General features: G+C 61.8%; 18 protein-coding genes and 2 pseudogenes. 5 read left to right on the top strand and 15 right to left on the bottom strand.

The window, feature by feature from the left end:
* On the bottom strand, window positions 1-277 hold a 277-nt coding region (locus BN2475_RS35970), incomplete at its 3' end, for a citrate/2-methylcitrate synthase (RefSeq protein ID WP_281254293.1).
* A 440-nt stretch (window positions 278-717) separates the two neighbouring features.
* Between BN2475_RS35970 and BN2475_RS30765 the strand changes: the two genes are divergently transcribed.
* Window positions 718-1,119 carry a hypothetical protein gene (locus BN2475_RS30765; protein WP_094783160.1) on the top strand — a complete coding sequence of 134 codons (402 nt, stop codon included), beginning with the start codon at window positions 718-720 and terminating at the stop codon, window positions 1,117-1,119.
* 246 nt (window positions 1,120-1,365) lie between these two features.
* Here BN2475_RS30765 and BN2475_RS30760 read toward each other — a convergent pair whose 3' ends face one another.
* The 3 genes from BN2475_RS30760 to BN2475_RS30750 form a co-directional block, all read right to left on the bottom strand.
* Window positions 1,366-2,151, bottom strand: a complete 786-nt coding sequence (locus BN2475_RS30760; RefSeq protein ID WP_094783163.1) for an alpha/beta fold hydrolase — start codon at window positions 2,149-2,151, stop codon at window positions 1,366-1,368.
* Window positions 2,152-2,516: 365 nt separating this feature from the next.
* Complete coding sequence (gene mreB / locus BN2475_RS30755; protein WP_094783159.1) at window positions 2,517-3,569, bottom strand: rod shape-determining protein; 1,053 nt, start codon at window positions 3,567-3,569, stop codon at window positions 2,517-2,519.
* A gap of 188 nt (window positions 3,570-3,757) precedes the next feature.
* Complete coding sequence (locus BN2475_RS30750; RefSeq protein WP_094783158.1) at window positions 3,758-4,417, bottom strand: alpha/beta hydrolase; 660 nt, start codon at window positions 4,415-4,417, stop codon at window positions 3,758-3,760.
* Window positions 4,418-4,840: 423 nt separating this feature from the next.
* On the opposite strand from BN2475_RS30750, the gene BN2475_RS30745 reads away from it, so the two are divergent.
* Window positions 4,841-6,415 carry a DHA2 family efflux MFS transporter permease subunit gene (locus BN2475_RS30745; RefSeq protein WP_094783157.1) on the top strand — a complete coding sequence of 525 codons (1,575 nt, stop codon included), beginning with the start codon at window positions 4,841-4,843 and terminating at the stop codon, window positions 6,413-6,415.
* 20 nt (window positions 6,416-6,435) lie between these two features.
* Here the strand turns inward: BN2475_RS30745 and BN2475_RS30740 are convergent.
* The 10 genes and pseudogenes from BN2475_RS30740 to BN2475_RS30705 all read right to left on the bottom strand — a co-directional run.
* A pseudogene (locus tag BN2475_RS30740) lies at window positions 6,436-6,678 on the bottom strand (helix-turn-helix transcriptional regulator); the annotation flags it as partial.
* A gap of 218 nt (window positions 6,679-6,896) precedes the next feature.
* A complete protein-coding gene (locus BN2475_RS30735; protein WP_094783156.1) occupies window positions 6,897-8,021 on the bottom strand; it encodes an aspartyl protease family protein in 1,125 nt (374 codons plus the stop codon).
* Between the two features lie 236 nt (window positions 8,022-8,257).
* The gene (locus BN2475_RS30730) at window positions 8,258-10,768 is read right to left on the bottom strand and encodes a hypothetical protein (protein ID WP_143325987.1); all 2,511 of its coding nucleotides are present in this window, start codon (window positions 10,766-10,768) and stop codon (window positions 8,258-8,260) included.
* 2 nt (window positions 10,769-10,770) lie between these two features.
* Window positions 10,771-11,334 carry a hypothetical protein gene (locus BN2475_RS30725; RefSeq protein WP_094783154.1) on the bottom strand — a complete coding sequence of 188 codons (564 nt, stop codon included), beginning with the start codon at window positions 11,332-11,334 and terminating at the stop codon, window positions 10,771-10,773.
* Between the two features lie 10 nt (window positions 11,335-11,344).
* Window positions 11,345-12,223: pseudogene (locus BN2475_RS35965) on the bottom strand (HlyD family type I secretion periplasmic adaptor subunit); the annotation flags it as partial.
* A gap of 15 nt (window positions 12,224-12,238) precedes the next feature.
* Window positions 12,239-12,727: a putative HlyD family type I secretion protein gene (locus tag BN2475_RS35960; protein ID WP_245841699.1), complete on the bottom strand. Its 489-nt coding sequence runs from the start codon at window positions 12,725-12,727 to the stop codon at window positions 12,239-12,241.
* Window positions 12,724-14,445, bottom strand: coding sequence for a type I secretion system permease/ATPase (locus BN2475_RS30715; protein WP_245841698.1), 1,722 nt, complete (start codon window positions 14,443-14,445; stop codon window positions 12,724-12,726). Before BN2475_RS30715 ends, BN2475_RS35960 begins: the two co-directional genes overlap by 4 nt.
* A gap of 3 nt (window positions 14,446-14,448) precedes the next feature.
* The gene (locus BN2475_RS30710; RefSeq protein ID WP_094783153.1) at window positions 14,449-15,780 is read right to left on the bottom strand and encodes a TolC family outer membrane protein; all 1,332 of its coding nucleotides are present in this window, start codon (window positions 15,778-15,780) and stop codon (window positions 14,449-14,451) included.
* A 193-nt stretch (window positions 15,781-15,973) separates the two neighbouring features.
* Window positions 15,974-16,285 (bottom strand): hypothetical protein, encoded by a 312-nt coding sequence (locus BN2475_RS34010; RefSeq protein WP_159444635.1) that lies wholly within the window; start codon window positions 16,283-16,285, stop codon window positions 15,974-15,976.
* Between the two features lie 151 nt (window positions 16,286-16,436).
* On the bottom strand, window positions 16,437-17,189 hold the full coding sequence (locus BN2475_RS30705) for a helix-turn-helix transcriptional regulator (RefSeq protein ID WP_094783152.1): 753 nt from the start codon (window positions 17,187-17,189) through the stop codon (window positions 16,437-16,439).
* A 213-nt stretch (window positions 17,190-17,402) separates the two neighbouring features.
* On the opposite strand from BN2475_RS30705, the gene BN2475_RS30700 reads away from it, so the two are divergent.
* A complete protein-coding gene (locus BN2475_RS30700; RefSeq protein ID WP_094783151.1) occupies window positions 17,403-18,317 on the top strand; it encodes a glutaminase in 915 nt (304 codons plus the stop codon).
* A 73-nt stretch (window positions 18,318-18,390) separates the two neighbouring features.
* Here BN2475_RS30700 and BN2475_RS30695 read toward each other — a convergent pair whose 3' ends face one another.
* Window positions 18,391-19,278: an NmrA family NAD(P)-binding protein gene (locus BN2475_RS30695; RefSeq protein ID WP_094783161.1), complete on the bottom strand. Its 888-nt coding sequence runs from the start codon at window positions 19,276-19,278 to the stop codon at window positions 18,391-18,393.
* 214 nt (window positions 19,279-19,492) lie between these two features.
* Here BN2475_RS30695 and BN2475_RS30690 point away from each other — a divergent pair, with 214 nt between their 5' ends.
* Both BN2475_RS30690 and BN2475_RS30685 read left to right on the top strand, forming a co-directional pair.
* Window positions 19,493-20,467, top strand: a complete 975-nt coding sequence (locus tag BN2475_RS30690) for a PadR family transcriptional regulator (RefSeq protein WP_094783150.1) — start codon at window positions 19,493-19,495, stop codon at window positions 20,465-20,467.
* Window positions 20,468-20,568: 101 nt separating this feature from the next.
* A complete protein-coding gene (locus BN2475_RS30685; RefSeq protein WP_094783149.1) occupies window positions 20,569-21,408 on the top strand; it encodes a siderophore-interacting protein in 840 nt (279 codons plus the stop codon).
* The last annotated feature ends 757 nt before the right edge of the window (window positions 21,409-22,165 follow it).

Raw genomic sequence — 22,165 nt, 5'->3', positions numbered from 1 at the left:
GCAGGTAGCAGGTTTCGAGGAAGTCGGCGTTCTGCGCGAGGTTGTCGATCGCGTAGCCGCGATACAGCAGCTCGCCCTTATCGCCGTCGATATACGTGATTTCGGAATTGCACGCCGCCGTCGACATGAAGCCCGGGTCGTACGTGAATTTGCCGGTCTGGCCGTACAGCTTGCGAATGTCGATGACGTCCGGCCCGAGCGTGCCTTGGTAAATCGGCAGGTCAATGATCTGGTCGCTGTCGGAAAAGCTCAGCGTTGCGTGTGTCTTCGAGTTCATCTACATGTTCCTTTTACTTTCACATCGCATACGTGCCGGCGTGCCCGTCCGTCATCCCGTCGTATCGTGATGGGCGCATGGCATGCTCAGGCTCCGGCTCGCATTCTACGGGCCGCAGGAGCTCCGATTGCGGCGATTGACCGCAACAATCCATCTCGGCTCACGCAACATTCGTTGCCGGCGCGGCCCGCCGGTGCACCACGCAGATACGCGCCGCGCGCTTCGGTGCAGCAGTGCCAGCCAAATGAAAGTTGGCACGCCTGCTGAAACAATGTTTTGCGCCAGTCATGCTGCGCCGGCATGAGTGCATCTGCGATACTGACTTCGTGTTTTGCTTCCGCTGCTGACACATTGCTATCTTTGGCCCGCTGTCTTTGCCCAGCTCTCTTGCTGTGTTGCGGCGGGCTTTTCAATCAGCCATAAGAAACAGGAAGGACCCCATGAACGCCTCTCTCGAAACGCTGTTTCCAGGTCATGTCCATACGGCAGACGACACGGTCACCGCACTGAATCATCAGGACATCGTGGTTGCCCTGTCGGCGGCGCTGAAGTCGCAGGACGTGGCGGTGCTGCACATGCTTTACCCGCGCACCGACGCGCGCACGCATCGCAGCCTCGATACGCTGGTGGACGTATTGCACGGCCACGGTCTGCATGAAGTCGCCGATCTGATCGCGCAGGAAGCGCACTATCTGCTGTTCAAGGATCCGGTGAAAGCGTGGAAAGCCTTCCACGAAATCCGCAACGACTCGCTCGCGATCGGCGTGCATCTGTACTACCACGGCCTCGTCGGCGAAGCAGCGGAACGGGCGCTCGATAGGGATGCGCATCGCAAGGTCTGAGCGTGTCTGTCGGCTCAGTGATCTCGCTCGGTGATCTCGCTCAGTGATGTCACTCAGTGATGTCACTCAGTGATGTCACTCAGTGATGTCACTCAGTGATGTCACTCAGTAATCTCGCTTAGCGATCTCGCGCGGCGATCTTGTTCAGTGATGCCGCTCAGTGATGTCTCGCATTGAGCGGCACCGCCGCACCGCGTGGGCAGCTGCATAGGCAACGCAACGCGTGTCCGTCACGCGCTGAGCGCATCACACGCCGGTCGCGCGAATGAACTCGTCGATGTAGCGGTTGAACGCTGACGGATGCGCGAGATTCATCCCATGCGATGCGCCGCGCACCGTCTCACGACGCGCATCGGGCAACCACGTTTGCAGCGCAGCGGCGGTTCGCCGGAACATGTCGGGACTCTTCTCGCCGTCGATCAGCAACACCGGGCAGCGCACCTCGGCCGCGTCCTCGGGCACATACGCGGGCAGCGGATCATGGAATTGCCGCGCGAGCGTGTGGGCGTTATCGGTCGCCATCCGGCGAAAGCCGGGCGTGCTCATCGCCCAGAAGCCCGGCCGGCTGACCGAATCGACGAACAGTTGCAGGCCCGCTTCCACGTCGCCTGCTTCGATCAATTGCGCCGCTTTTGCACGCAATGCATTGATCGTCTCCGGCAAACGCGCGGGTGGCCGTCCAGCGATCTGCAACGGGCCGCCCGGATCGGCAAGCGTCAACGTGCGCACGCGTTCGGGATGGCGTCGGGCGAAGTGAAACACGACGCAGCCGCCGCGCGAATGCCCCACCACGTGCGCCGGTCCCACGCCGAAACGGTCGATGAATTCCGCGACTTCATTCGCGTGCTCGCTCCAGCTGAACGGCAGACCGGGTTCGGTATCGGCCGCCGGCCAGTAATGCGTCAGACTCACCGCGACGCAGCGGTATCGCTTCGCGAGGCCGGCGAGTTGCGGTTGCCAGTAGCGGTAATCGCACAGCGAGCCATGCACGAACAGCAGCAGTTCGCCCTCGCCCGCTTCCACGTACGGCATGCGCAGACCGCTTTGCAGTTCGATGAAAGACGGCGATGACGACGCGGCCAAAGTGGACGAAGCGGAAACGGATTGAGTCACAGATGCTTCACGGACAGCGCGGCAGCGCGTGAATTCGGCGGCCGCGCTGCCGGCGAGAAATGAATTGGGAAAGAAAGCGCTTACGCGTCGCTGCGCTTACGCACTCCTGATTACGCGTCCCTGCGATCGGGATGCGACGCGTATTGTCACACAGCCGCTCGGAGTGTGTGGGGCGGGCCGCTCGGTGCTGCGGTCTCGCGCCAGATGGATGGGACGCTCGCCGTGGTCAAGTCGCTCCAAGTCACCCCACATCGCGCCGAATCAGCGGCAATGCCCCGCGACGCTCACGCGTACCCGGCCTCGTCGATGAGACCCGCCGCGACGGCCAGGCCCGCGCCGCGCACCGCGCAGGTCAACGGTTCGTCGGCCACGCGCACCGCGAGCCCGAGTTCGTTCGACAAGCGGCGTTCGAGGTTGCCCAGCAGCGCGCCGCCGCCCGTCAGCACGATGCCGTTGTCCGCGATATCCGTCACCAGTTCGGCCGGCGCGGTCTCGAGCCCGCGCCTGACCGCGCCGATCACCTGATTGAGCGGTCCCTCGATCGCCTCGGCGATATCGTGGTTGCTCAACTGGACCGTGCGCGGCAGGCCGTCGTCGACACTGCGGCCGATCGCGTTCATGTGTTCGACCGGCACGTCGCGCATCGCCGTGCCGATGTTCTTTTTCACATGCTCGGCGGTTTGCTCGCCGAGCAGCACGCCGTACAGATTGCGCACATAGCTGACGATCGCCGCATCGAAGTTGTCACCGCCCACGCGAATCGAGCCGCTATACGCAGTGCCGCCGAGCGCCACCACGCCGACTTCGGTCGTACCGCCGCCGATGTCGACCACCATCGACCCGGTCGCCTCCAATACCGGCAAGCCCGCGCCGAGCGCCGACGCGAGCGACTCGCCGATCAGGCTCACCTTCCAGGCGCCGGCCGCCTCGGCCGCTTCACGGATCGCGCGCCGCTCGACGCGGGTCGCCCCCTCCGGCACGCACAAGGTGAACGCGGCGCGACGGCTGAACAGCTGACGCGGATGCGCCATGTCGACGAATTGCCGGATCATGTGCTCGGCAGCGGAAAAGTTGGCGATCACGCCATGGCGCATTGGCCGCACCGCTTCGAGGTTGCATGGCGCGCGTCCCAGCAATTGCCGCGCTTCTGTGCCCACCGCCGCGACGCGCTTCGGTCCAGCCGCCGGCTCTTTCTGGAAGCACACGACAGACGGCTGATTCAGTACGATGCCGCCAGCGTCGGTATAGATGAGCGTGTTGGCCGTGCCGAGATCCACCGCCACGGAATGACGGAAAAGTCGCTCGAAAAGCGGGTAATACGGCGTCGGTCTGGCCATAGGAAGGCTCTGATGTGTCGTTATCCGGCCATGCCGGGCAGTCTCAAAATGCGCCGGCGGTTCCCCGAACCGCACGGCACGCCCGGCTGGGCGTTGCGCGGTCCACGCGGCGGAGGTGATTCTCAAGCCAATGACCTATTAACGGCAAGCAGATCACAATATTTAACGGTATTTTCAGTCAGGCCGTATCAACCGCGCGACAGTGCTCCTAGTACGCGCTCCAGCGCCTCGCCGCCGAGTTCGATGCCATTGGCATTAATCGTGTGGCCGATGCCGGGCAGCGCGTAGGCGTCGACGGTATGGCCGGCGTTGCTGAAGGACTCGGCGGCGTGTTCCAGTGCCTGCACCGGGATCACCTGGTCGTCCTCGCCATGAATCAGCGTGAGCGGCGTGCCGTTGCGCGCGAGCACCGCCGATGCGAGCCGCCCCGAGTACGCGACGACGCCCGCCGCGCCTTCCGCGCTGGTCGCCACGTGATGCATCGCCATGATCGAGCCTTGCGAGAACCCGACGAGCGCAAGCCGACCGAAAGGTACTTGCCAGTGCGCCAGTTCGGCTTCGAGCATGCGCCGCAACGCCGGGTACGCGGCGGCCACGCGCGCCGCGCGGTTGCCCTCGTCCACCTCGCGCAGGCTGAACCACTGGCGCCCGCCGAAGCCGCCGTCGAAAGCCTCGGCGCCGTCGAGCGACGTGAACGCCACGGCGGGCAGACGCTCGCTCCAGATGTCCGCGAGCGGCATCAGATCGCGCGCATTGCTGCCAACGCCGTGCATCAGCACGACGAGAGCTTGCGCAGGCGGAGTCGCAGGCGCGCGCCGCCAGCCGTGTTCGAATTGCTGCCAGGCCATAGTGTTTCCTTGTGGTTTGATTCGTGGTGCGGATTGGGTGTGCATGCGGGTGTGCATGCGGACACACCCGCGGGTGTTCACGCAGGTGTGCACGCGCGCTGCGGCGTGCTGCTTCAGGCGGCAGCGATAGGCTCGACGACTTCACTGATGCCGGGGCCGTCGGGACGATCCGCAACCGCAACCGCCGCCGCAACCGCCGCAACCGCGAGCATACGCTGCCCGCCCTGTTCGTGCCGCCCAGCCTGCATCCGCCGCCGACGCCGACATCCGAATACAGGTATGCTTTCCTGAGCATCCGACGGACCTGCCGCCACGACTTCCGGCGACCTTTCGCGACCTTTCGCGACCTCTCGCTCCTGCAGCAGCCCGCGCCAGACAGCGCGCCGCGCGCCTCACCCGCAGCACCCCGCTCCGGAGAACCGATTGAGCCAGCCCGCCGCCGCGCCCGCTTCCGCGCCGCCCGCACCACCGCCTCCGCTCGAAGGCGGCCAGCTGGTTCTGGCCACCTTCGCCGTCGCGCTCGCCACTTTCATGAACGTGCTGGACACGTCGATCGCGAACGTCGCGATTCCGACCATTTCGGGCAACCTCGGCGTCTCGGTCGATGAAGGCACGTGGGTCATCACCGTGTTCGCCGCAGCCAATGCCGTGTCGATTCCGCTGACCGGCTGGCTCACGCAGCGCATCGGCCAGGTGAAGCTGTTCGTCGGCGCGATCCTGATGTTCGTGCTGGCGTCGTGGTTGTGCGGCATAGCGCCCACGCTGCCGGTTCTGCTGCTCGCGCGGATCTTCCAGGGCGCGGTGGCCGGCCCGCTGATTCCGCTGTCGCAAGCGATTCTGCTCGGCTCGTATCCGAAGGAGAAAGCATCGACCGCGCTCGCGCTGTGGGCGATGACCGCGACCGTCGGCCCGATCGCGGGCCCCGCGCTCGGCGGCTGGATCACGGACAGCTATAGCTGGTCGTGGATCTTCTACATCAACATTCCCGTCGGCCTGTTTGCGGCCGGCGTCACGTGGATGATCTATCGCAATCGCGAGTCGGCCACCCGCAAACCGCCCATCGACGTGATCGGCCTCGGCCTGCTGATCACATGGGTCGCGTCACTGCAGATCATGCTCGACAAGGGCAAGGACCTCGACTGGTTTTCGTCGCCGGTGATCACGACGCTCGGCATCATCGCGCTGATCAGTTTCGCGTTCTTCCTCGTGTGGGAGTTGACCGAAGAACACCCGATCGTCGATTTGCGGCTCTTCAGGCAGCGCAACTTCCTCGGCGGCACGATTGCGATTTCGATCGCGTATGGCGTGTTCTTCGGCAACCTCGTGCTGCTGCCGCAATGGATGCAGGAGTATCTGAACTACCGCTCCCTCGATGCCGGTCTCGTGACCGCGCCGCTCGGCATCTTCGCGGTCATACTCGCGCCCGTGATGGGCCGCGTGCTGCCGCGCTCGGACGCGCGCATCATTGCGACGCTCGCGTTCATCGGCTTCGCGATCGTGTTCTACATGCGCTCCAAATACGTGATCGAAATTGACACGTGGCATCTGGTGCTACCGACGCTGCTGCAAGGCATCCCGATGGCGCTGTTCTTCGTGCCGCTGACCGCGATCATCCTGGCCGGTCAGCCGCCGAACAGGATTCCGGCGGCGGCGGGCCTGTCGAATTTCGTGCGCGTGTTTTGCGGCGCGGTGGGCACGTCGATCGCGGGCACCGCCTGGAACAACCGCACGGTGCTCCATCACGCGCGACTGACCGAGCAGGCCTCCATCAATAACCCGGTGTTCGCCCAGCAGATCGATTCGACCCAGTCGCTGCTGCATCTGAATACGCAATCGGCGCATGCGCTGTTCGACTTCACCGTGAACACCCAGGCTGCGATGATGGGTCTGAACGACATCTTCTTCGTGTCGGCGATCATCTTCGTGCTGATCATTCCGTTGATCTGGATTACGCGGCCCGCCAAGGGCGGCGGCCCGGACGCGGCGGGCGCGCATTGAGCGGCGGCCGTCGCGCGAAGTCAACGGAAATAGCGCGCCGGAGTGTCGCCGAACGCGGCGCGAAATACGCTGATAAACGACGACACGTCGTTGTAGCCCACTTCGAGCGCCACCTGCGTAACGCCCGCGCTCAGATCTTCGAGCGCGACCAGCAGACGCAATTGCTGGCGCCACTGGCCGAAGGTCTGCCCGGTCTCCTTGACGAACAGACGCGCCGCCGTGCGCGCCGTCACCCCCGCGGCCGCCGCGAGTTCTTCGAGTACGAGGGGCAACTAAACTGCCAGCTCATGCGGCACTATCATCAACACAGCTACGAACGGGAAATGCGTGCGGCGTGGTAGCAGCTCGGGACATTCCTGGAGAAAACCTGGAGGGGCGAGATACCCGAGCTGCCGAATCCCAAGTACGAAGCCTACGACCTTGGCTCCAAGGGCGCGTCCGCCCTGCCCGAGGCGGCGTAAAAATCATGGGACGTGATTTTTCATTGACCTATCGTTGATTCAGCGCCATTGGGGGCAGTCACACTTTCACCGGACTCGGCCCGCCTGAGCGCCTGATGATTAATCAAGAGTCGTGTGGCAGGCTGAGCCCCACTGAACACTGGGTGTGTCTGAATGGGGAATGGGGTGATGCGATGTAGAGTATTGGTGCCTGAAATCGCGGGCGCCGTATCGACGTTACCCGCTCGCTGAATAAAAACCCAGTTGCTGAGGTACGAAACCCACACGCGACTTGCGCGAAGGAAATCCATGCCCAATAACATGTCGGCATCCTTCATTCCAAAGTCGGCCACCGCCAAAGGTGTGTTGTGAAATGTCTTTTCACCGAGTGAGAACGTATCAAATCGGTATATGTTATATCCCAATGACTGGCCGCCCGCTCCGCTCCCCGACAGCGCCGGCCCCATCGCCATTTGTCCACCAATATTCGCGATCTCAGCGATCTTGAGAGACACAAGCGAACGAAAGGCTCCCGTATCCAGTTCGGCGCGGACGTGATGTCCGTTCAGGGCGGCTTCGAGAATCATTCGATTGCCCCTTGTCTTAAATGGTACGAATGCATCATATGAACCATTCCATGGAACAAAACGTCCAGTGCATCCCTGTACCGTGTAGAGCGTCATCGTTTTCGCCGGAAAGTCGAGTTCAACGTCATAACGACTGAGCACGTTGGCTCCAAGTACACCTGCCGGCTGCATTGCCGATTTCTGCTGGGCAGCGGACCGGCTCGATACCACCATCACAGGCAAGTCAATCCACTTCTCGAGTCCAAACTTCAGCACGGGAATGGTCCGCTGATACAAGGAATCAACCCGACCACCGATACCGTTAATACTGACTGCATGCGAATTGTCCTGTGCCAATTGCAACGATTCAGCAGTATCTGGCTCGATGAATGTTTTCTCATCTCCCGTATCAACAGTCATCAAAAGTGGTTGGCGATCAAGCTCGACCGGTGCCAGATACCGTCCGTCGCTTTCGGTGAGAGGAAGAGTCGCCTCCTTGTGGATCAGACAACCGTTTTCTTCGGCTAACGCCGAAACTGATGCCAGGCCGAATCCCGTTGTAGCCAATATCAGTAGACCTACACACTCTATTCTTTTCATTTCCGTACCGATTCAGATGGTAGGGTGTCAATTGCCACAGGTTCGCAAAGCTCATATTGAACCAATCCCTGCCCGGAGCGATTCGACCAGCGCCGGGGAGAAGCTCACACTGTCGAATAACAGATCAACCACACAGTTTCACTTCAGGAAGCATGCGCCGCGCTTTTGGCGCGGCGCATGCATATGCGGGTCAGGCGAAGCTTGCGATCCGCGCCGCACATTTCATATTTCCGGTTCTAGAAATCGAAGTCGCATGAGTAGCCAAAGTCGCTCTCGAACGACTGAGCAAACCCCGCCATGTCGCCCGTACACTCGTAGCCGTCATCGAGTGTGAAGTCATACTGGCCGCCACCCGAGGAGATGAGCCCGCCCGAGCTACTGTAATCCGACCACCCCAGTTCGTATCCGGTTGGACCATACGCGACGGCATTGTATCCGCCACCCGCGCCATAGGTGAACTGGGTGAAGCCAGTCAACTGGCCGTTAGCGTTGTACGTATCGTATTCAATCTCCTGCCCGTTACCATTGAAGATGATGGCGTCCGTCGAATTGTCGGTGTTGTACTGCCACGCCGTCATGCTCCCATCGCCGTGGTACTGGTTGTACTCCGTTTCGCGTCCGGTCGTACCGTCGAAGAAGTAATCGTCCGTCTTCTGACCGCTGGTATTGAACATCGCGTACTCGGTTTCATGACCGGCAGCGTTGTAGACAGTGGCGGTCTGCGAACCATCAGGATTGAAGACGTGGGCAACGGCACTGCCATCCGGATTGAAGTCGTTTTCCTGCGTCTCGCGCCCCGTGCTGGTGTCGTAGAAGATATCCTGCGTCTTCTGGCCATTGGCACCAAAGGTTGCATACTCGGAAACATGACCGTTCGGGTCAAACACCGCGGCGTTCTGCGTGCCGTCCGGATTGAAAATATGCGCTACGCCGCTGCCGTCCGCGTTGTAATCCGTTTCCTGCAGTTCACGCCCGGTATTGCCGTCGAAGACGTAATCCTGGGTCAGCTTGCCGTTGGTGCCAAAGTTGGCCTGCTCGGTTTCATGTCCCGCCGCGTTGAAAACGTAGGCGGTCTGCGTACCGTTGGTGTTGAAGACGTGATCGACCTGACTGCCGTCGGCATTGATGTCATTTTCCTGCGTCTCCCGGCCCGTCGTGGCGTCGAAGAAAACATCCTGCGTCTTCTGGCCGTTCACGCCAAAGCTCGCATTCTCGGTTTCGTGGCCTGCTGCGTTGAAGACAATCGCGTTCTGCGTGCCGTCCGCGTTGAACAGGTGTGCGATGGCGCTGCCATCCGCGTTGTAATTGTCCTGTTCGGTCATTCGACCCGTGGAAGCGTCGTAGTACGTGTCCTGCGTCATCTGGCCGTTGGTGCCAAAGCTCGCATTCTCCGTCTCGTGACCCGCAGCGTTGAACACGATGGCATTCTGCGTGCCGTCCGCGTTGAACAGGTGTGCGATGGCGCTGCCATCCGCGTTGTAATTGTCCTGTTCGGTCATTCGACCCGTGGAAGCGTCGTAGTACGTGTCCTGCGTCAGCTGGCCGTTGGTGCCAAAGCTCGCATTCTCCGTCTCGTGACCCGCAGCGTTGAACACGATGGCGTTCTGCGTGCCATCGGTGTTGAACAGGTGCGCGACGGCGCTGCCGTCCGCACTGTACTCATCCTGCTCGGTCGCTCGTCCCGTGGTTGCATCGTAGAAGGTATCCTGCGTCTTCGCGCCATTGGCGCCAAACGTCGCATATTCGGTCTCTTGACCGGCAGCGTTATAGACCGTCGCGTTTTGCGTGCCATTCCCGAGAAGCTGATATGCAACTTCGGAGCCATCGCTGTGGAACTGATCCTGACCAGTCAGATTGCCAGTCCCGTCATAAATATTCGCGATATAGCTTCCATCTGCGCCATGAGAATAAACGGTCTGCGAGATGACGTTGCCGAACTGATCACTGAGGGACGACGAACTGATTACACCATTACTGAAATTTTGTGTCTCAGTTTCACCGGACGTAAAGACCTCCTTTTCAGTTGTAAAATTGCCAGTCGCCATGGGATCGGTGAATGTTACGTTTGCCAACTCGGGTGCCTGGGCAGGGGCTTGCGCACCGTTCACCTGGCCGTAGTAATTGTAATACGGCAAACCATTTGCGCTCCCAGGCAACAGCGCGTAGACGCCCATCGCCTGTTCAATCATCAGGTTCCTGTCCTCAGTGGGCGAGTATCCGTCAGCTTGGTCGAAAGCATGTTGCGCATCGAGTAACTGCTGAAGCCCCGTACTCGTCCCATCAACATTGAGAGCACCGGCAAGGTAAATTTTCACCTGACCAGCAGTCGCGGCTGAAATTTCCTGCTGAACCACATAGTTGTTGTAAACAGCTTCACCTTCTCGATGCAAGCCAAGCATTGCGTCAATGGAATATGCGTTCGGATCGTTCGACGAAACCTCATATTGATTCGTGAACGCCGTATCAGCAGCCTGATTGACAAAGTGCCCGATCTCGTGAGCTAGTTCGCCCACGAACATTTCGGGGGACCAAGTGTTATAGTTCGACGCGAATTGCACATATGACCCATTGAATTCTGTCCCGCCCGCAGGGTCTATTTTCATCACATCCACTAACTTGTTTGTGTAAGCTGTCTGATATTGCAGAAGCTGCTGCACCAGCGTGGGGCTATCGTTAATGTATGCAAGCTCTTGCGCGGAAGGTTTAATATCACCCCAAAACGCTTCTGTTCCTGCAATTGCCGCCATATTTATCTCCATCTATTTTGAAAAATGTCAATTTCCGTCGCGCATTTCGCGACATCTCTTTCGAATCTAAAAACCAGATTAATATTATTAGCTCCTTCGAAATGATGATCGATGCTGTAATTAGGCGAGTGTGCATAGGTCGTCCTTCTAACCTGACCAAATGTGCGGTAAACATCAGATTCGGTAATGCACTCACTTAAACTGATGTCTCGCACAGTCAGGATCGCCCTCTTGTACGAAAGATCGCCCGGGATATAAATGCCGTAATGAAATCTGATTTTGTCTTTACCGGGCGAATTGGCTGGCGGAACCGTATCAACATCAATATTTTCACCTGTTATATTTCCATCCACATCCTTAGCCGGAATTGGCCCCTTCGCCTCCAGGATCAGGTTTAATTGCCTCGCGACATTCTCGTAATCAGCCAAATCTCCCGACCGAACGATTTCCTTTATCGCCGGAAGCCAGTGAACGCGTGCGAGTTCGCGCTGGTCCGCAGACGGTTGTGCACAAGCGGAGATCGCAGCGGAAATGAACGCTGCGGCAGCAATGATGATTTTTCGCATCTCGATTCCCTTAATCTCTCATCGACTTCTGGATTCCATCCCACACCGGCTCGAACAGATAATCGAATGCGCTGCGTGCACGGGTTTTGATGAATACTTCTGCTCGCAGTCCCGGCCCGAGCGCAATGGGCTCGCGCGTCAGCCGGTTCGCCCTTGCCAAAGTTTCCGGCGCAATCTTGACATGCGCCAAGTAGAACGGCTGATGGGTGTCCCGATCGTTCAGCGAGTCCGCCGACAGATAGGTTACGGTTACTTCAAGCACCGGCGATGTGCGCGGGTTGTATGCCGTGAGCCGCACGTCGGCCTTGCTGCCGGGCACAATCTCGCGCACGTTGTCCGGCTTGATCTTCGCCTCGACAATGAGCGGAGTCCCCGCCGGGACCAGATCGAGAATCGGATCGCGTGGGCCAATGGCCGCACCGACCGTATGCACCCGCAGCCCTACGACTTCACCCGCAACGGGGGCCACGATATGGGTGCGCGCGTCGATGTCCTGCGCCGGACGCAACTGCTCGGTCAGTTGGAGGATTTTCGCGGTCGTGTCCTTCAACTGCCCATCGGCGGACTTCACGTAATCGTTGCGCAGCAACGTGATCTTCAGGTTGAGGTCCGTCTGCTTCTGGCGCCCCCGGATCAGTTCTGCCGTATCCGACTGCTGGCGAGACTGGTAGTCGGCAGTGGCACGGCGCAGCTCCATCAGCTTGGTCTCGGTGACATAGCCTTCGCTGCGCAACTGTTCGTTGACTTGGAGTTCCTGCCTGGAGATGCCAAGGCTTTGCTCACTCGTGCGCACGAGTTCGGACTCCGTGGCGATTTCCTGCCGGGTCTGTGCGAGCTGTTCCTGAAGCAGCGTCAACTGGTCTGTCAGGGTTTGTCGTTCGGAGTCGAAGAGCGTCCGTTCGCGCTACAGCAGCGCGGCGATACGAGGATCTGAAACCTGCGAGATCAACCGTTGCGGAAACGTGATCGTGCTCTTCATGTCACGTTCCGCCGCGAGCCGCGCCGCTTTCGCCTCTTCGTCGTCAAGCTGGGACTGGAGCGCAGCCACCTCGGCATCGGGTCGGACGTTGTCGAGCGTCACCAGCAGCTGGCCCGCCCTGACGCGATCGCCATCCTTCACGAGAATCTCCTTGACGATGCCGCCTTCCTGATGCTGGATGGTCTTGCGCTCACCCTCGTCGCGCACCATGCCCTCCGCCAACACCGCACCGGAAAGCGGCGCGACAGCGGCCCAGAGCGCAAGCGCGCCAGTGCCCAGTACCAGTGAAGCACAACCGGCTGCAATCACCCTGCGCGGAAGTTGCAGCGGTTCACCGGCCATCCCCGCCTCGGGAGCTGCAAGCATGTACTGGATGCTGCTGCGAACTGCCTGAATGAAGGAGCGCAATTTCATGACGCGGTCGCCTCCCGACGGGTAACCTGTGGAGAAGTGCCGACCGGTTTCGCCCGTGACTGCATCACCGCCTGGACCTGCTCGCGCGTGCCGAAGCATTCAACTTCTCCGGCGCGCATCACCATCACACGGTCGGCAATGGACAGCACGGCCTGCCGGTGGGTGACGACGACAACGGTCACGCCATCCTGCTTCAGTTTGAGCAGGGCGCGGTTCAGCAAGCGCTCACCGTCCGCATCGAGGTTCGCATTCGGCTCGTCCAGCAACACCAGGCTCGGGTCACCGTATAGCGCGCGGGCCAGCGCAATCGCCTGGCGCTGGCCACCCGACAGAGTTTCGCCTGACTCGCCGAGCTCCGTTTCATAGCCGTTTGGCAGGCTGAGGACCAGGTCGTGCACCCCTGCACGTTGGGCCGCCCGCACAATGGCCGACGCGTCATGCCCCAACGGATCGGGATTGCGGGCGATATTGCCAGCCACGGTTCCGACGAACAGTTCAACATCCTGCGGCACGTAGCCAAGACAACGCCCCAGCGTATCCCGAGGCCACTGCGCGATATCGGCCCCATCGAGACGAACGGTCCCCGCCTGCGGCTGCCAGAGTCCAGCAAGCAGCCTTAGCAGCGTGGATTTTCCGGAGGCGCTGGGACCGACAATCACGAGCAGTTGACCAGGGGCAAGCGCGAACTGGACGCCCCGGAGTAGCATGCGGGCGCGTGGATCACCGAGACTGCGGCTACTGAAGACCAGCGCCTCGACCGTTAGCCGGCCTGCGGGACGCGGCAATTCCACAGTGCGTGGCGCGGGCGGGCAACGATAGAGCGCGTCGAGCCGGTTCCACGCCTGACGCACTTCGGTGAACTGCTTCCAGCTACCCAGCATCTGGTCGATCGGCGCAAGCGCCTTGCCAAGCAGGAGGGTTGTCGCCAGCATCACGCCACCGGTGGCGAACTGGTTGATGACAAGCCATGCACCCGCGCCCATCATCACGATCTGGATAGCCTGGCGCACCGTCTTGCCAATACTGCGATTCAGAGTCGAAGTGTCAGCCACTTTCGCCTGCCCATCAAGATCGATGGAGCGACGCGCCGACCAAGCGTCGATCAGTGCCCTGTTCATGCCCAGCACCGTCACAATTTCCGCGTTGCGGCTGATCTGCGCGTAGAGCTGGTCCGTCTCGCGCTGCCGGGTCGTGTACGCACGCACGCTGTTCCGGGTCAGCCAGTCGTTAAGCAGCGTCAGCGCGACAAGCAGCACTGCGCTGCCAATGGCGATCAGCCCGAGAGACCAGTGAAACAGGAACATCACTCCGAGGTAGACGACAAGCCAGGGCATGTCCAGCAGCGCGTTGACGCCCGAGCCGGACAGGAACGCGCGCAGGGATGCAACATCCTGCGCCGTCGCAAGATCGGGCCGGACGCTACGCCGTGCCTGGGCGTCAATGCGCGCCGCAAGGGCAAGACGGTCAAGCTGGTCGGCCAGTTGGCGGCCGAGGTCACCCAGCAAACGACTGCGCACGACATCGACGGCCAGCGCCATGACGAGCGCGATTCCCATGACCACCATCAGCATCGCCAGTGTCTCCAGACTCCTGCTTGGCAACACCCTGTCGTAGACCTGGAGCAGGTAGATCGTCGGCGCGAGCATGAGCAGATTGCTGGCGAAGGCAAACAGTGCGGCGAGCCAGAGATGCCGCCGGATCGCATGAAACATGGTCATGGGTTATTTCCCGGGTTCTGCTGACGACGCCCCGCCGCCAGCAACGAGCTGCGAAAGCGTTGTCTGATCGAGCTGCGCAATGCTCGCCTTGAGGTGCAGAAACTGCATCAGCGTGTCATATCGCGCCTTTGCGAGATCGCGGCGTGTGCCAAACAGCTTGTCTTCCGCGCCAAGAACATCCGCATTGATTCGCACACCAACGCGGAATCCCTTCTGGTTGGACTTCAGTGCCGTTTCGGCGGACCGTTGCGCAGTGCGCAGTGCCACGACCTGCGCCAGCCCGTCCTGGACACCAAGAAATGACTGGCGTGCATCGAGCGCAGCTGACCGGCGCGAACCCTCAAGATCGTCTTCCACCTTGTCTCTTAGCGCGAGCGTTTCCCGCTTCCTGCTCACTGTCGACAGACCATCAAAGAGAGGGATACTGATCTGTATCCCGATCTCGCCGGACGTGGCGCGGTTCGCGCCGGTATAAAAGTTCGTCTGTCCGTTGATGAACGCGGCGTTGCCGTGGCTGACGCTACCAATGATCGAAACGCTTGGCATATATCCCGCGTCCGTCTTGCTAACTTCACGCCGCGAGATTTCGAGCGCGATCTCCTGTCGCTTCACTTCAAAACCTGACGTTTGTGCCTCTGCAACCCAGCGGTCGGACGCATCCTGTGCGACAGCCGGAAGGCCCGCTTTGGCATCAAGCGGGTCGACGCCATCGACGGGATGGCCGACGATCTTCTGCAATGCCGCGTAGCGCCTATCTAGAACGCCCTGTGCCTGAATAAGGTCGGCCTGCGCGGCATCCGCAGCGGCCTGAGCTTCATCCAGATCTACGACAGTCGCCGCGCCCAGCGCAAAACTGCGTGCCGTAAGCGCCAGTTGCTCATTGACGGATCGCTGATGTTCCTGCGCGAGCAGGAAACCGTCGTGTGCGGCAAGTGCATCGAGATAAGCCTGCGCGACCCGCAGCAGCAGATCCTGTCTCGCGCTGGCGAGCGCAAGCCCCGCATCGGCCACGGACAGTTTGCTCTGCTGCCAGCTTTGCCAGTCGTCCCACTTGAAGACGGTCTGATTGAGTGACAGGGACTCACCGACCGTCGAATACGCGGCCGCTGGTTGTCCCGGTACGTGAATCCCGGTCTTGAAATCAGACTGGGTGAGTCCAAGGTGAGGGAGCAGCGCTGCGCGCGCCTCGGGTTCTTTTTCCAGCCCGGCCCGGTACGCCGCCTCTGCGCTCGCGAGCGTGGCGTCATGCGCAATCGCATCATTGACCAGTTCATCAAGGCTTGCAGCCTCGGCACGAAATGCCCAAACCACCAGCAACAATGCACCCAGCAGCATGGATAGTTTCCAGCGCGTCATAGGGTGGCGTATCCAGACCTTCGCTGAGCACTTCGCCATTCTCGAATCAGTTATTAAAAACTTAATATATTTCGAAGTTATCTCCACCAACACAGACCTGCAATCGGACAGATCTGAAATTGACAATTTTAGAAACTAACTAAATCACCCATTGCACGGCGACAAGTTGTGACTAAACAAATCGCTCGGTTTGATTTTTCCAGGAATCAACATCACCAAGCGGCAGCGGGCATGCACCACGCATAAATTTTGCGCACAACCTGTGCACGACTGGTATGGAATCCAGTGGACAGTGACAAGTGACTTGTTGCACAGACAGCTGCACCAAGCGGACCATACCGCCTGGCACGGACATGTCACAGCCTTCAGGACGCTCCCCATCATCAGCGGTCCTCTCGCCCGCTGAAAAGAATCCAGAGGCAAGCAGGACGATACAGAGCAGCGCGGCACAACCGGGCGACAGGTAGCGATAGAGCAGATTCACGTCCATAGGAATCCTGATTTTGCGATATGCATGTTGCTTCGCTGGCACGTCTGAATCTGAGTGCCGTTCCGTTGATCTGGATTACGCGGCCCGCCAAGGGCGGCGGCCCGGACGCGGCGGGCGCGCATTGAGCGGCGGCCGTCGCGCGAAGTCAATGGAAATAGCGCGCCGGAGTGTCGCCGAACGCGGCGCGAAATACGCTGATAAACGACGACACGTCGTTGTAGCCCACTTCGAGCGCCACCTGCGTAACGCTCGCGCCCGCGCCCAGATCTTCGAGCGCGACCAGCAGACGCAATTGCTGGCGCCACTGGCCGAAGGTCTGCCCGGTCTCCTTGACGAACAGACGCGCCGCCGTGCGCGCCGTCACCCCCGCGGCCGCCGCGAGTTCTTCGAGTACGAGGGGCAGCGCCGGATCGCTGTTCAGCGCGTCGGCGATCCGCTGGATGCGCGGGTCGCGCGGCCAGTTCAGACCGAGCGGCGCAGCCGGCAAGGCGGCGAGGCGATCCAGCAGCACCTGCAGAAGACGGCTGGCGGTTGCATCCAACGGTTGGTCGTGCGGCAGTTCAGCGGCGGCGCGCAGCAAGGCTTGCACGAGCGCGTCCGGCACCACCGCGCCGCAGTGCGCCGGCAACGGCGCGGCTTCGGGCGCAGCATACAGCGAGAGCCGTTGCACCGCGCAGGTGGCGCACAGCCAGTGCAGCACGTTCGACACGATCCAGACCGCATGACCAGGCGGCACGACCCATCGTCCGGTTTCGGTGCGCACGGTCAACACACCATCGCTCACGTGGATCAGCCGCGTGCGACCGTAGGCGCGCCACGGTTCGTCCAACGTGGCGTGACGCTCGCCGACCACCAAGACCGCTTGCTCGACGACGTCCGGATCGAAAGCTTCCATCATCGTGTCTGTTGCGCCGCGTGGCCCCACGTGTTTCCGCGCAGTTTCCGCGTGGTTTCGACGTGGTTTCCATGCGGTTTCCACGCGCTCTCCAGGAAGGCAGAAAGATTAACATGGTCTCCGCGCGGCGCGCCGGGTTGGGCCCGCGGCGCTCTCGCGCACGCACAAGCCGCGGCGGCTTGCCAGTAGAATCGCGGCTTCAACGATCTGATCCCCATGAACTACGCATCCATTCTCGAACGGATTCATCGCGATCTGCAGCCTTATCTGGGTACCGGCAGGGTCGCCGATTACATCCCCCAACTCGCGCGCATCCCCGCCGACAGTTTCGGCATGGCGATCGTTACCGCGGCGGGCGAAGTCTTTCGCACCGGTGCAGCCGACACGCGCTTTTCGATCCAGAGCATCTCGAAGCTGTTCGCCTGCACGATGGCGTTCCGGCTGCTCGGCGACGCGCTGTGGCAGCGCGTCGGCCGCGAGCCGTCCGGCAACGCGTTCAACTCGCTGGTGCAGCTCGAAGCCGAACACGGCAAGCCGCGCAATCCGTTCATCAACGCGGGCGCGCTGGTCGTCACCGACGTACTATGCCGCCGCTTCGTGCAAGCCGAAACGGCGCTGGTCGAATTCATGCGGCGGCTCACCGGCGAAGCGGGCATCGACTACGACTCGCGCGTCGCGCAATCGGAGTTGCGGCACGCGCACCGCAATCGCGCGATGGCGCACTTCATGGCGAGCTTCGGCAACATGACGATGCCGCCTGAAGTGGTGGTCGACGCTTACTGCCGCCAATGCGCGATCTCGATGAGTTGCGTGGAGCTGGCGCGGGCGGCGCTGTTTCTGACCAATCACGGCGTGGTGCCGGCCACCGGCGAACGGATCCTCGACACGAGTTCCGCCAAACGGCTGTCCGCGCTGATGCTGACTTGCGGCACATATGATGCGGCAGGCGACTTCGTCTATCGGGTCGGCCTGCCGGCGAAAAGCGGCGTGGGCGGCGGAATCGTCGCGGTGTTGCCGGGCGAGATGGCCGTGTGCGTGTGGTCGCCGGGGCTCGACAGCAATGGCAATTCGTTGGCGGGCGTGCTCGCGCTCGAGTGGTTGACGACGTACACAGGGCGGTCGATTTTCTGATCCCGCCTGTCGGGCGAGCCGGCGCATGCGCGGCATGACGGGCGATTCGCTCCCGGTCGTCGCGTCCCGCCGTTCAGCCCGCGCGCTCGGCCAGCTCCGCCAGTTCCGCCAGCACCGCCAGCACCGCCCGATAGTCAGTTGTGCCAATCACCCGTTCATTCGCCCCGCCTTCGAAATCGATCCACCCCGAATTGAAGCCGTCGATCATGTCGATACGCGGTGCGGGCCACGCCGTGCCGGCTGCCTGAAACAGCGCTTCCCACTGCTCGCGCGGCACCGCCTGAGCCTTCACGCGACGCCCGAGCACGTCGCCCAGCAGCGCGGCAATCTCGTGCTGCGTATAGCGCTGCGGACCTTCGATCTCGATCACACGACGTCCCCGCCACGACTGCGTGAGCGTGTTCGCGATCACGCTGCCGATATCCGCTGTCGCGACCATTGGATACGCCTGCTCGAGCGGTTGCAGAAAGCTCGGCATCACGCCTGTGTCGCGAGCCGGTGCGATGTCCCACAGCGCGTTTTCCATGAACCACGCGGGACGCAGTATCGCCGTCGGAATCGACAGATCCGCGAGCGCGGCTTCGAGGATATGCACCTGCGTGATGAGACCGAGACCCGACTCGCGCTGCCCGCCCACCGACGATAACGCCGCAACCCGCTGCGGTCTCGCTCGCGTCAACGCGTCCCGCAGCACCGCGGCCGCCGCGTGCGCGTTTGGATAGCCCGGCTGCGGCGCGAAGTTCGGCGCAATCATCACGAATGCGCCCGCAGTGCCATGGAACGCGGCGGCAAGCGCGTCGGCGTCTTCGAACGACGCAATCGCCACCTCGGCGCCCCGCTGCATCCATTGCGTCGCCTTGCTTTCGTCGCGCAATATCGCGCGCACCGCGTGCCCCGCGTCAAGTAATGCGCGGGCCGCCGCGCCGCCTACCTGCCCTGTTACGCCTGTGATTGCAAACATGATCCCGCTCTCCTCGATTACGGCGAACGCCGCGTTGGAAAGCATTCTCAGCGTTTCGACGAAATTTCACGAGAGCATGGGTGTCATTTGGTTAATGACAAATTGGCATGTACACGTTGCTTCCGCCGATCTGCGTCTCAAAAAATAGTTTGACAGACTATCTTTAGATATATATCTTAAGATACATCTTCAGACACTCACGGGAGCATTCAGGATGCGCCACCAACACCGTTTTTCCCGCCCGCGCGGCGCGGACGATCGTTTCTACGCCGACCACGAACGTGCATCGCTCCATGCGCTTTGGCATGAGCTTCACCGCAGCGGGCCGAGCCGCGACGACCGCTTCGCCGTCCCCGGCGACGGATTCGGCCGCCGCAGCCGTCGCGAGCTGGATAGCGACGCCGCAGGCCGTCGCGGTCGCCACGAGCATCATGGCGACGCCGCAGATCGTCGCGGCCGCCACGCCTTCGACGCACACCCGCACTACGATGGCCGCCACGGCCGCCCCCGCTTCGCACTGCACGCGCTGTGGCACGCGATCGGCCGTCATCACGAATCACACGGCGGTGGCCGCGGCGGACGCTTCGGTGGCGGTCCCGGCGGTTTCGGCGGCGATGGCGAGGGCTTGCCGCGCGGCCGCAAATTCAGTTCCGACGATCTGCAACTGCTGTTGCTGTCGCTGATCGACGCACAGCCGAGCCACGGCTACGAGCTGATCAAGGCCCTCGAAACGCGCTCGAACGGCTTCTACAGTCCGAGCCCGGGCATGGTCTATCCGGCCCTCTCGTATCTGGAAGAGCTCGGCTACGTGACCGTGCAACTCGAAGGCAATCGCAAGCGCTATGAACTGGCGGATGCGGGTCGCGCGTACCTGGCCGCCAATCGTGAGCGCGTCGAATTGATGCTGGCGCGGCTCGCGCATATCGCACGCAAGATGGACTCGGTGCGCCGCGCGTTTGCCGGTGAAGAGCCGGCCGACATCAGCGAAGGCGGCTGGCTGCCTGAACTGACCGAGGCACGCCGCACGCTCAAGCATGCGCTGCTGCGCCGTGACAACGTGCCGGCCGACGAACAGCGCCGCATCGCCGCGATCCTGATGCGCGCGGCACGAGAAATTGAAGACCAAGGCGAAGGAAATCCGGGCACCACTGGCAGCGACAACGGCGACGCCAACGCGCCCTACGCCTGAGTCCAGGCCGTCAGGCCGCCCATGCGTTTGCGCGCGCCCGCGCGCAAACGCCGGTCTCGTGCGCCGCCGCGCCAATCGAACCCAACAGGAATCACACCCTCATGCTGACCAAAGATATTCGACCCGATAATCGCCCCGACCTGGCCGTACATCGCGTACGGCATCCGCTGAAATTCCGCCTGCTGCAGGTCAAGCAGGTCCGCGCGCTGACCCCGCACCTGATCCGCGTGACCTTCACCGGCGACGATCTGCACGACTTCGTCTCCGCTTCGTTCGACGACCACGTCAAAGTGTTTTTCCCCGAGCCCGGCGCGGACAAACCAGCGCTGCCGCAAGCCGGCCCTGACGGCCCGGTGTTTCCGGCCGGCCAGCCGCGTCCGACCGCACGCGATTTCACGCCGCGCCGCTTCGATCGCGAGTCGCGCGAACTCGACATCGAATTCGCGATGCACGAGGCGGGTCCCGCCGCAAATTGGGCGGCCCAGGCCAAAGTCGGCCAGTACCTTGGCGTCGGCGGCCCGCGCGGCTCGCTGGTGATCCCCACCGGGTTCGACTGGCATCTGCTGGTCGGCGACGATACCGCGCTGCCAGCCATCGCGCGCCGCCTCGAAGAACTGCCGGCTGGGGCGCGCGTCGCCGCGGTGATCGAAGTGGCCGATCCGTCGGCGCGAATCGAATTCGCGACGCAAGCCGAGCTGCATCTGGTGTGGTGCTATCGCAGCGCAGCGGATCATCGCGGCGATGCGCTGTTGCAGGCAGTCCGCGACATCTATCTGCCGGACGACGGTGAAGGCTACGTGTGGGCCGCCGGCGAAGCCGCGACGATGCGCGCCGTGCGTCATCACCTGTGCACGGACCGTGGCGTCGACAAATCGCGGATTCGCGCGGCCAGCTACTGGAAGCAAGGTGCCGTGGCAGTCCACGAGACACTCGACGACTAAATATCGGCGCTCGCCGGCGGCCCATCTCGCGCAGGCGCTGGCGAGTGCGATATGCCACGTAGGCCGCGTGGGCCGCGCGGGCCTCATGCTTCGCACAACAACAAAACGGAATCGACCATGTACTCGATCACCCTCCGGCACGAACGCCGCCTGTTATGGCTGCTCGCGCTGACGCAGTTCACCATGAGATTTTCTCCTGGCCAAAGGGTGTCAACTTAGGCTGAAAAAGCCCTCTGGCTATGGGTTCAATGGCGTCTCGCATTGGGTTGACACTCGTGCAGGATCGCCGACTGTTTCGCGAGAGGCCAGCCCTGATAACGCCGCTTATCAGGGCAAGGACGGCCTGCCCTCGCCCGGTTCCTGCGGGGGGCCGCTGCATCGGTGTGCCCGTCGCCGTCACGTCACCCCAACTAGGCCGATCAGCACCGCCACCCTTTTGCGGCCCTGCCGGTGCATCGCGGTTGGCTACATCCGTAATCGGCATGAAGGGACCTTCGCTTGATGCATCGCCTAGACGTTCAGACGGCCGCTCCACTCCGCAAACGGTCATTTGATCGCCGTGTGCCTGCGTCGCGTCATCGGCCTTTGCGGACGTTCACGCTCACCGTTTGTGAGGCAGCTTCAAGTGCCTTCCTGTCGTTCGGACGTGCACGACCGCGAATGGCTCGATTAGTGTCAACGGATGCGTACTTTCGACCCGTTGCCGTCGTTCGACCCCGCGCGACCAAAGCGGCGGCTTACGTTTAGGTTTATTCGA

Origin of the sequence: Paraburkholderia ribeironis, from assembly GCF_900019265.1 — a bacterium.
GTDB lineage: Bacteria > Pseudomonadota > Gammaproteobacteria > Burkholderiales > Burkholderiaceae > Paraburkholderia > Paraburkholderia ribeironis.
The sequence above is the reverse complement of the archived record's forward strand: the minus strand, read 5'-3'. Positions and strand labels throughout refer to the sequence as shown.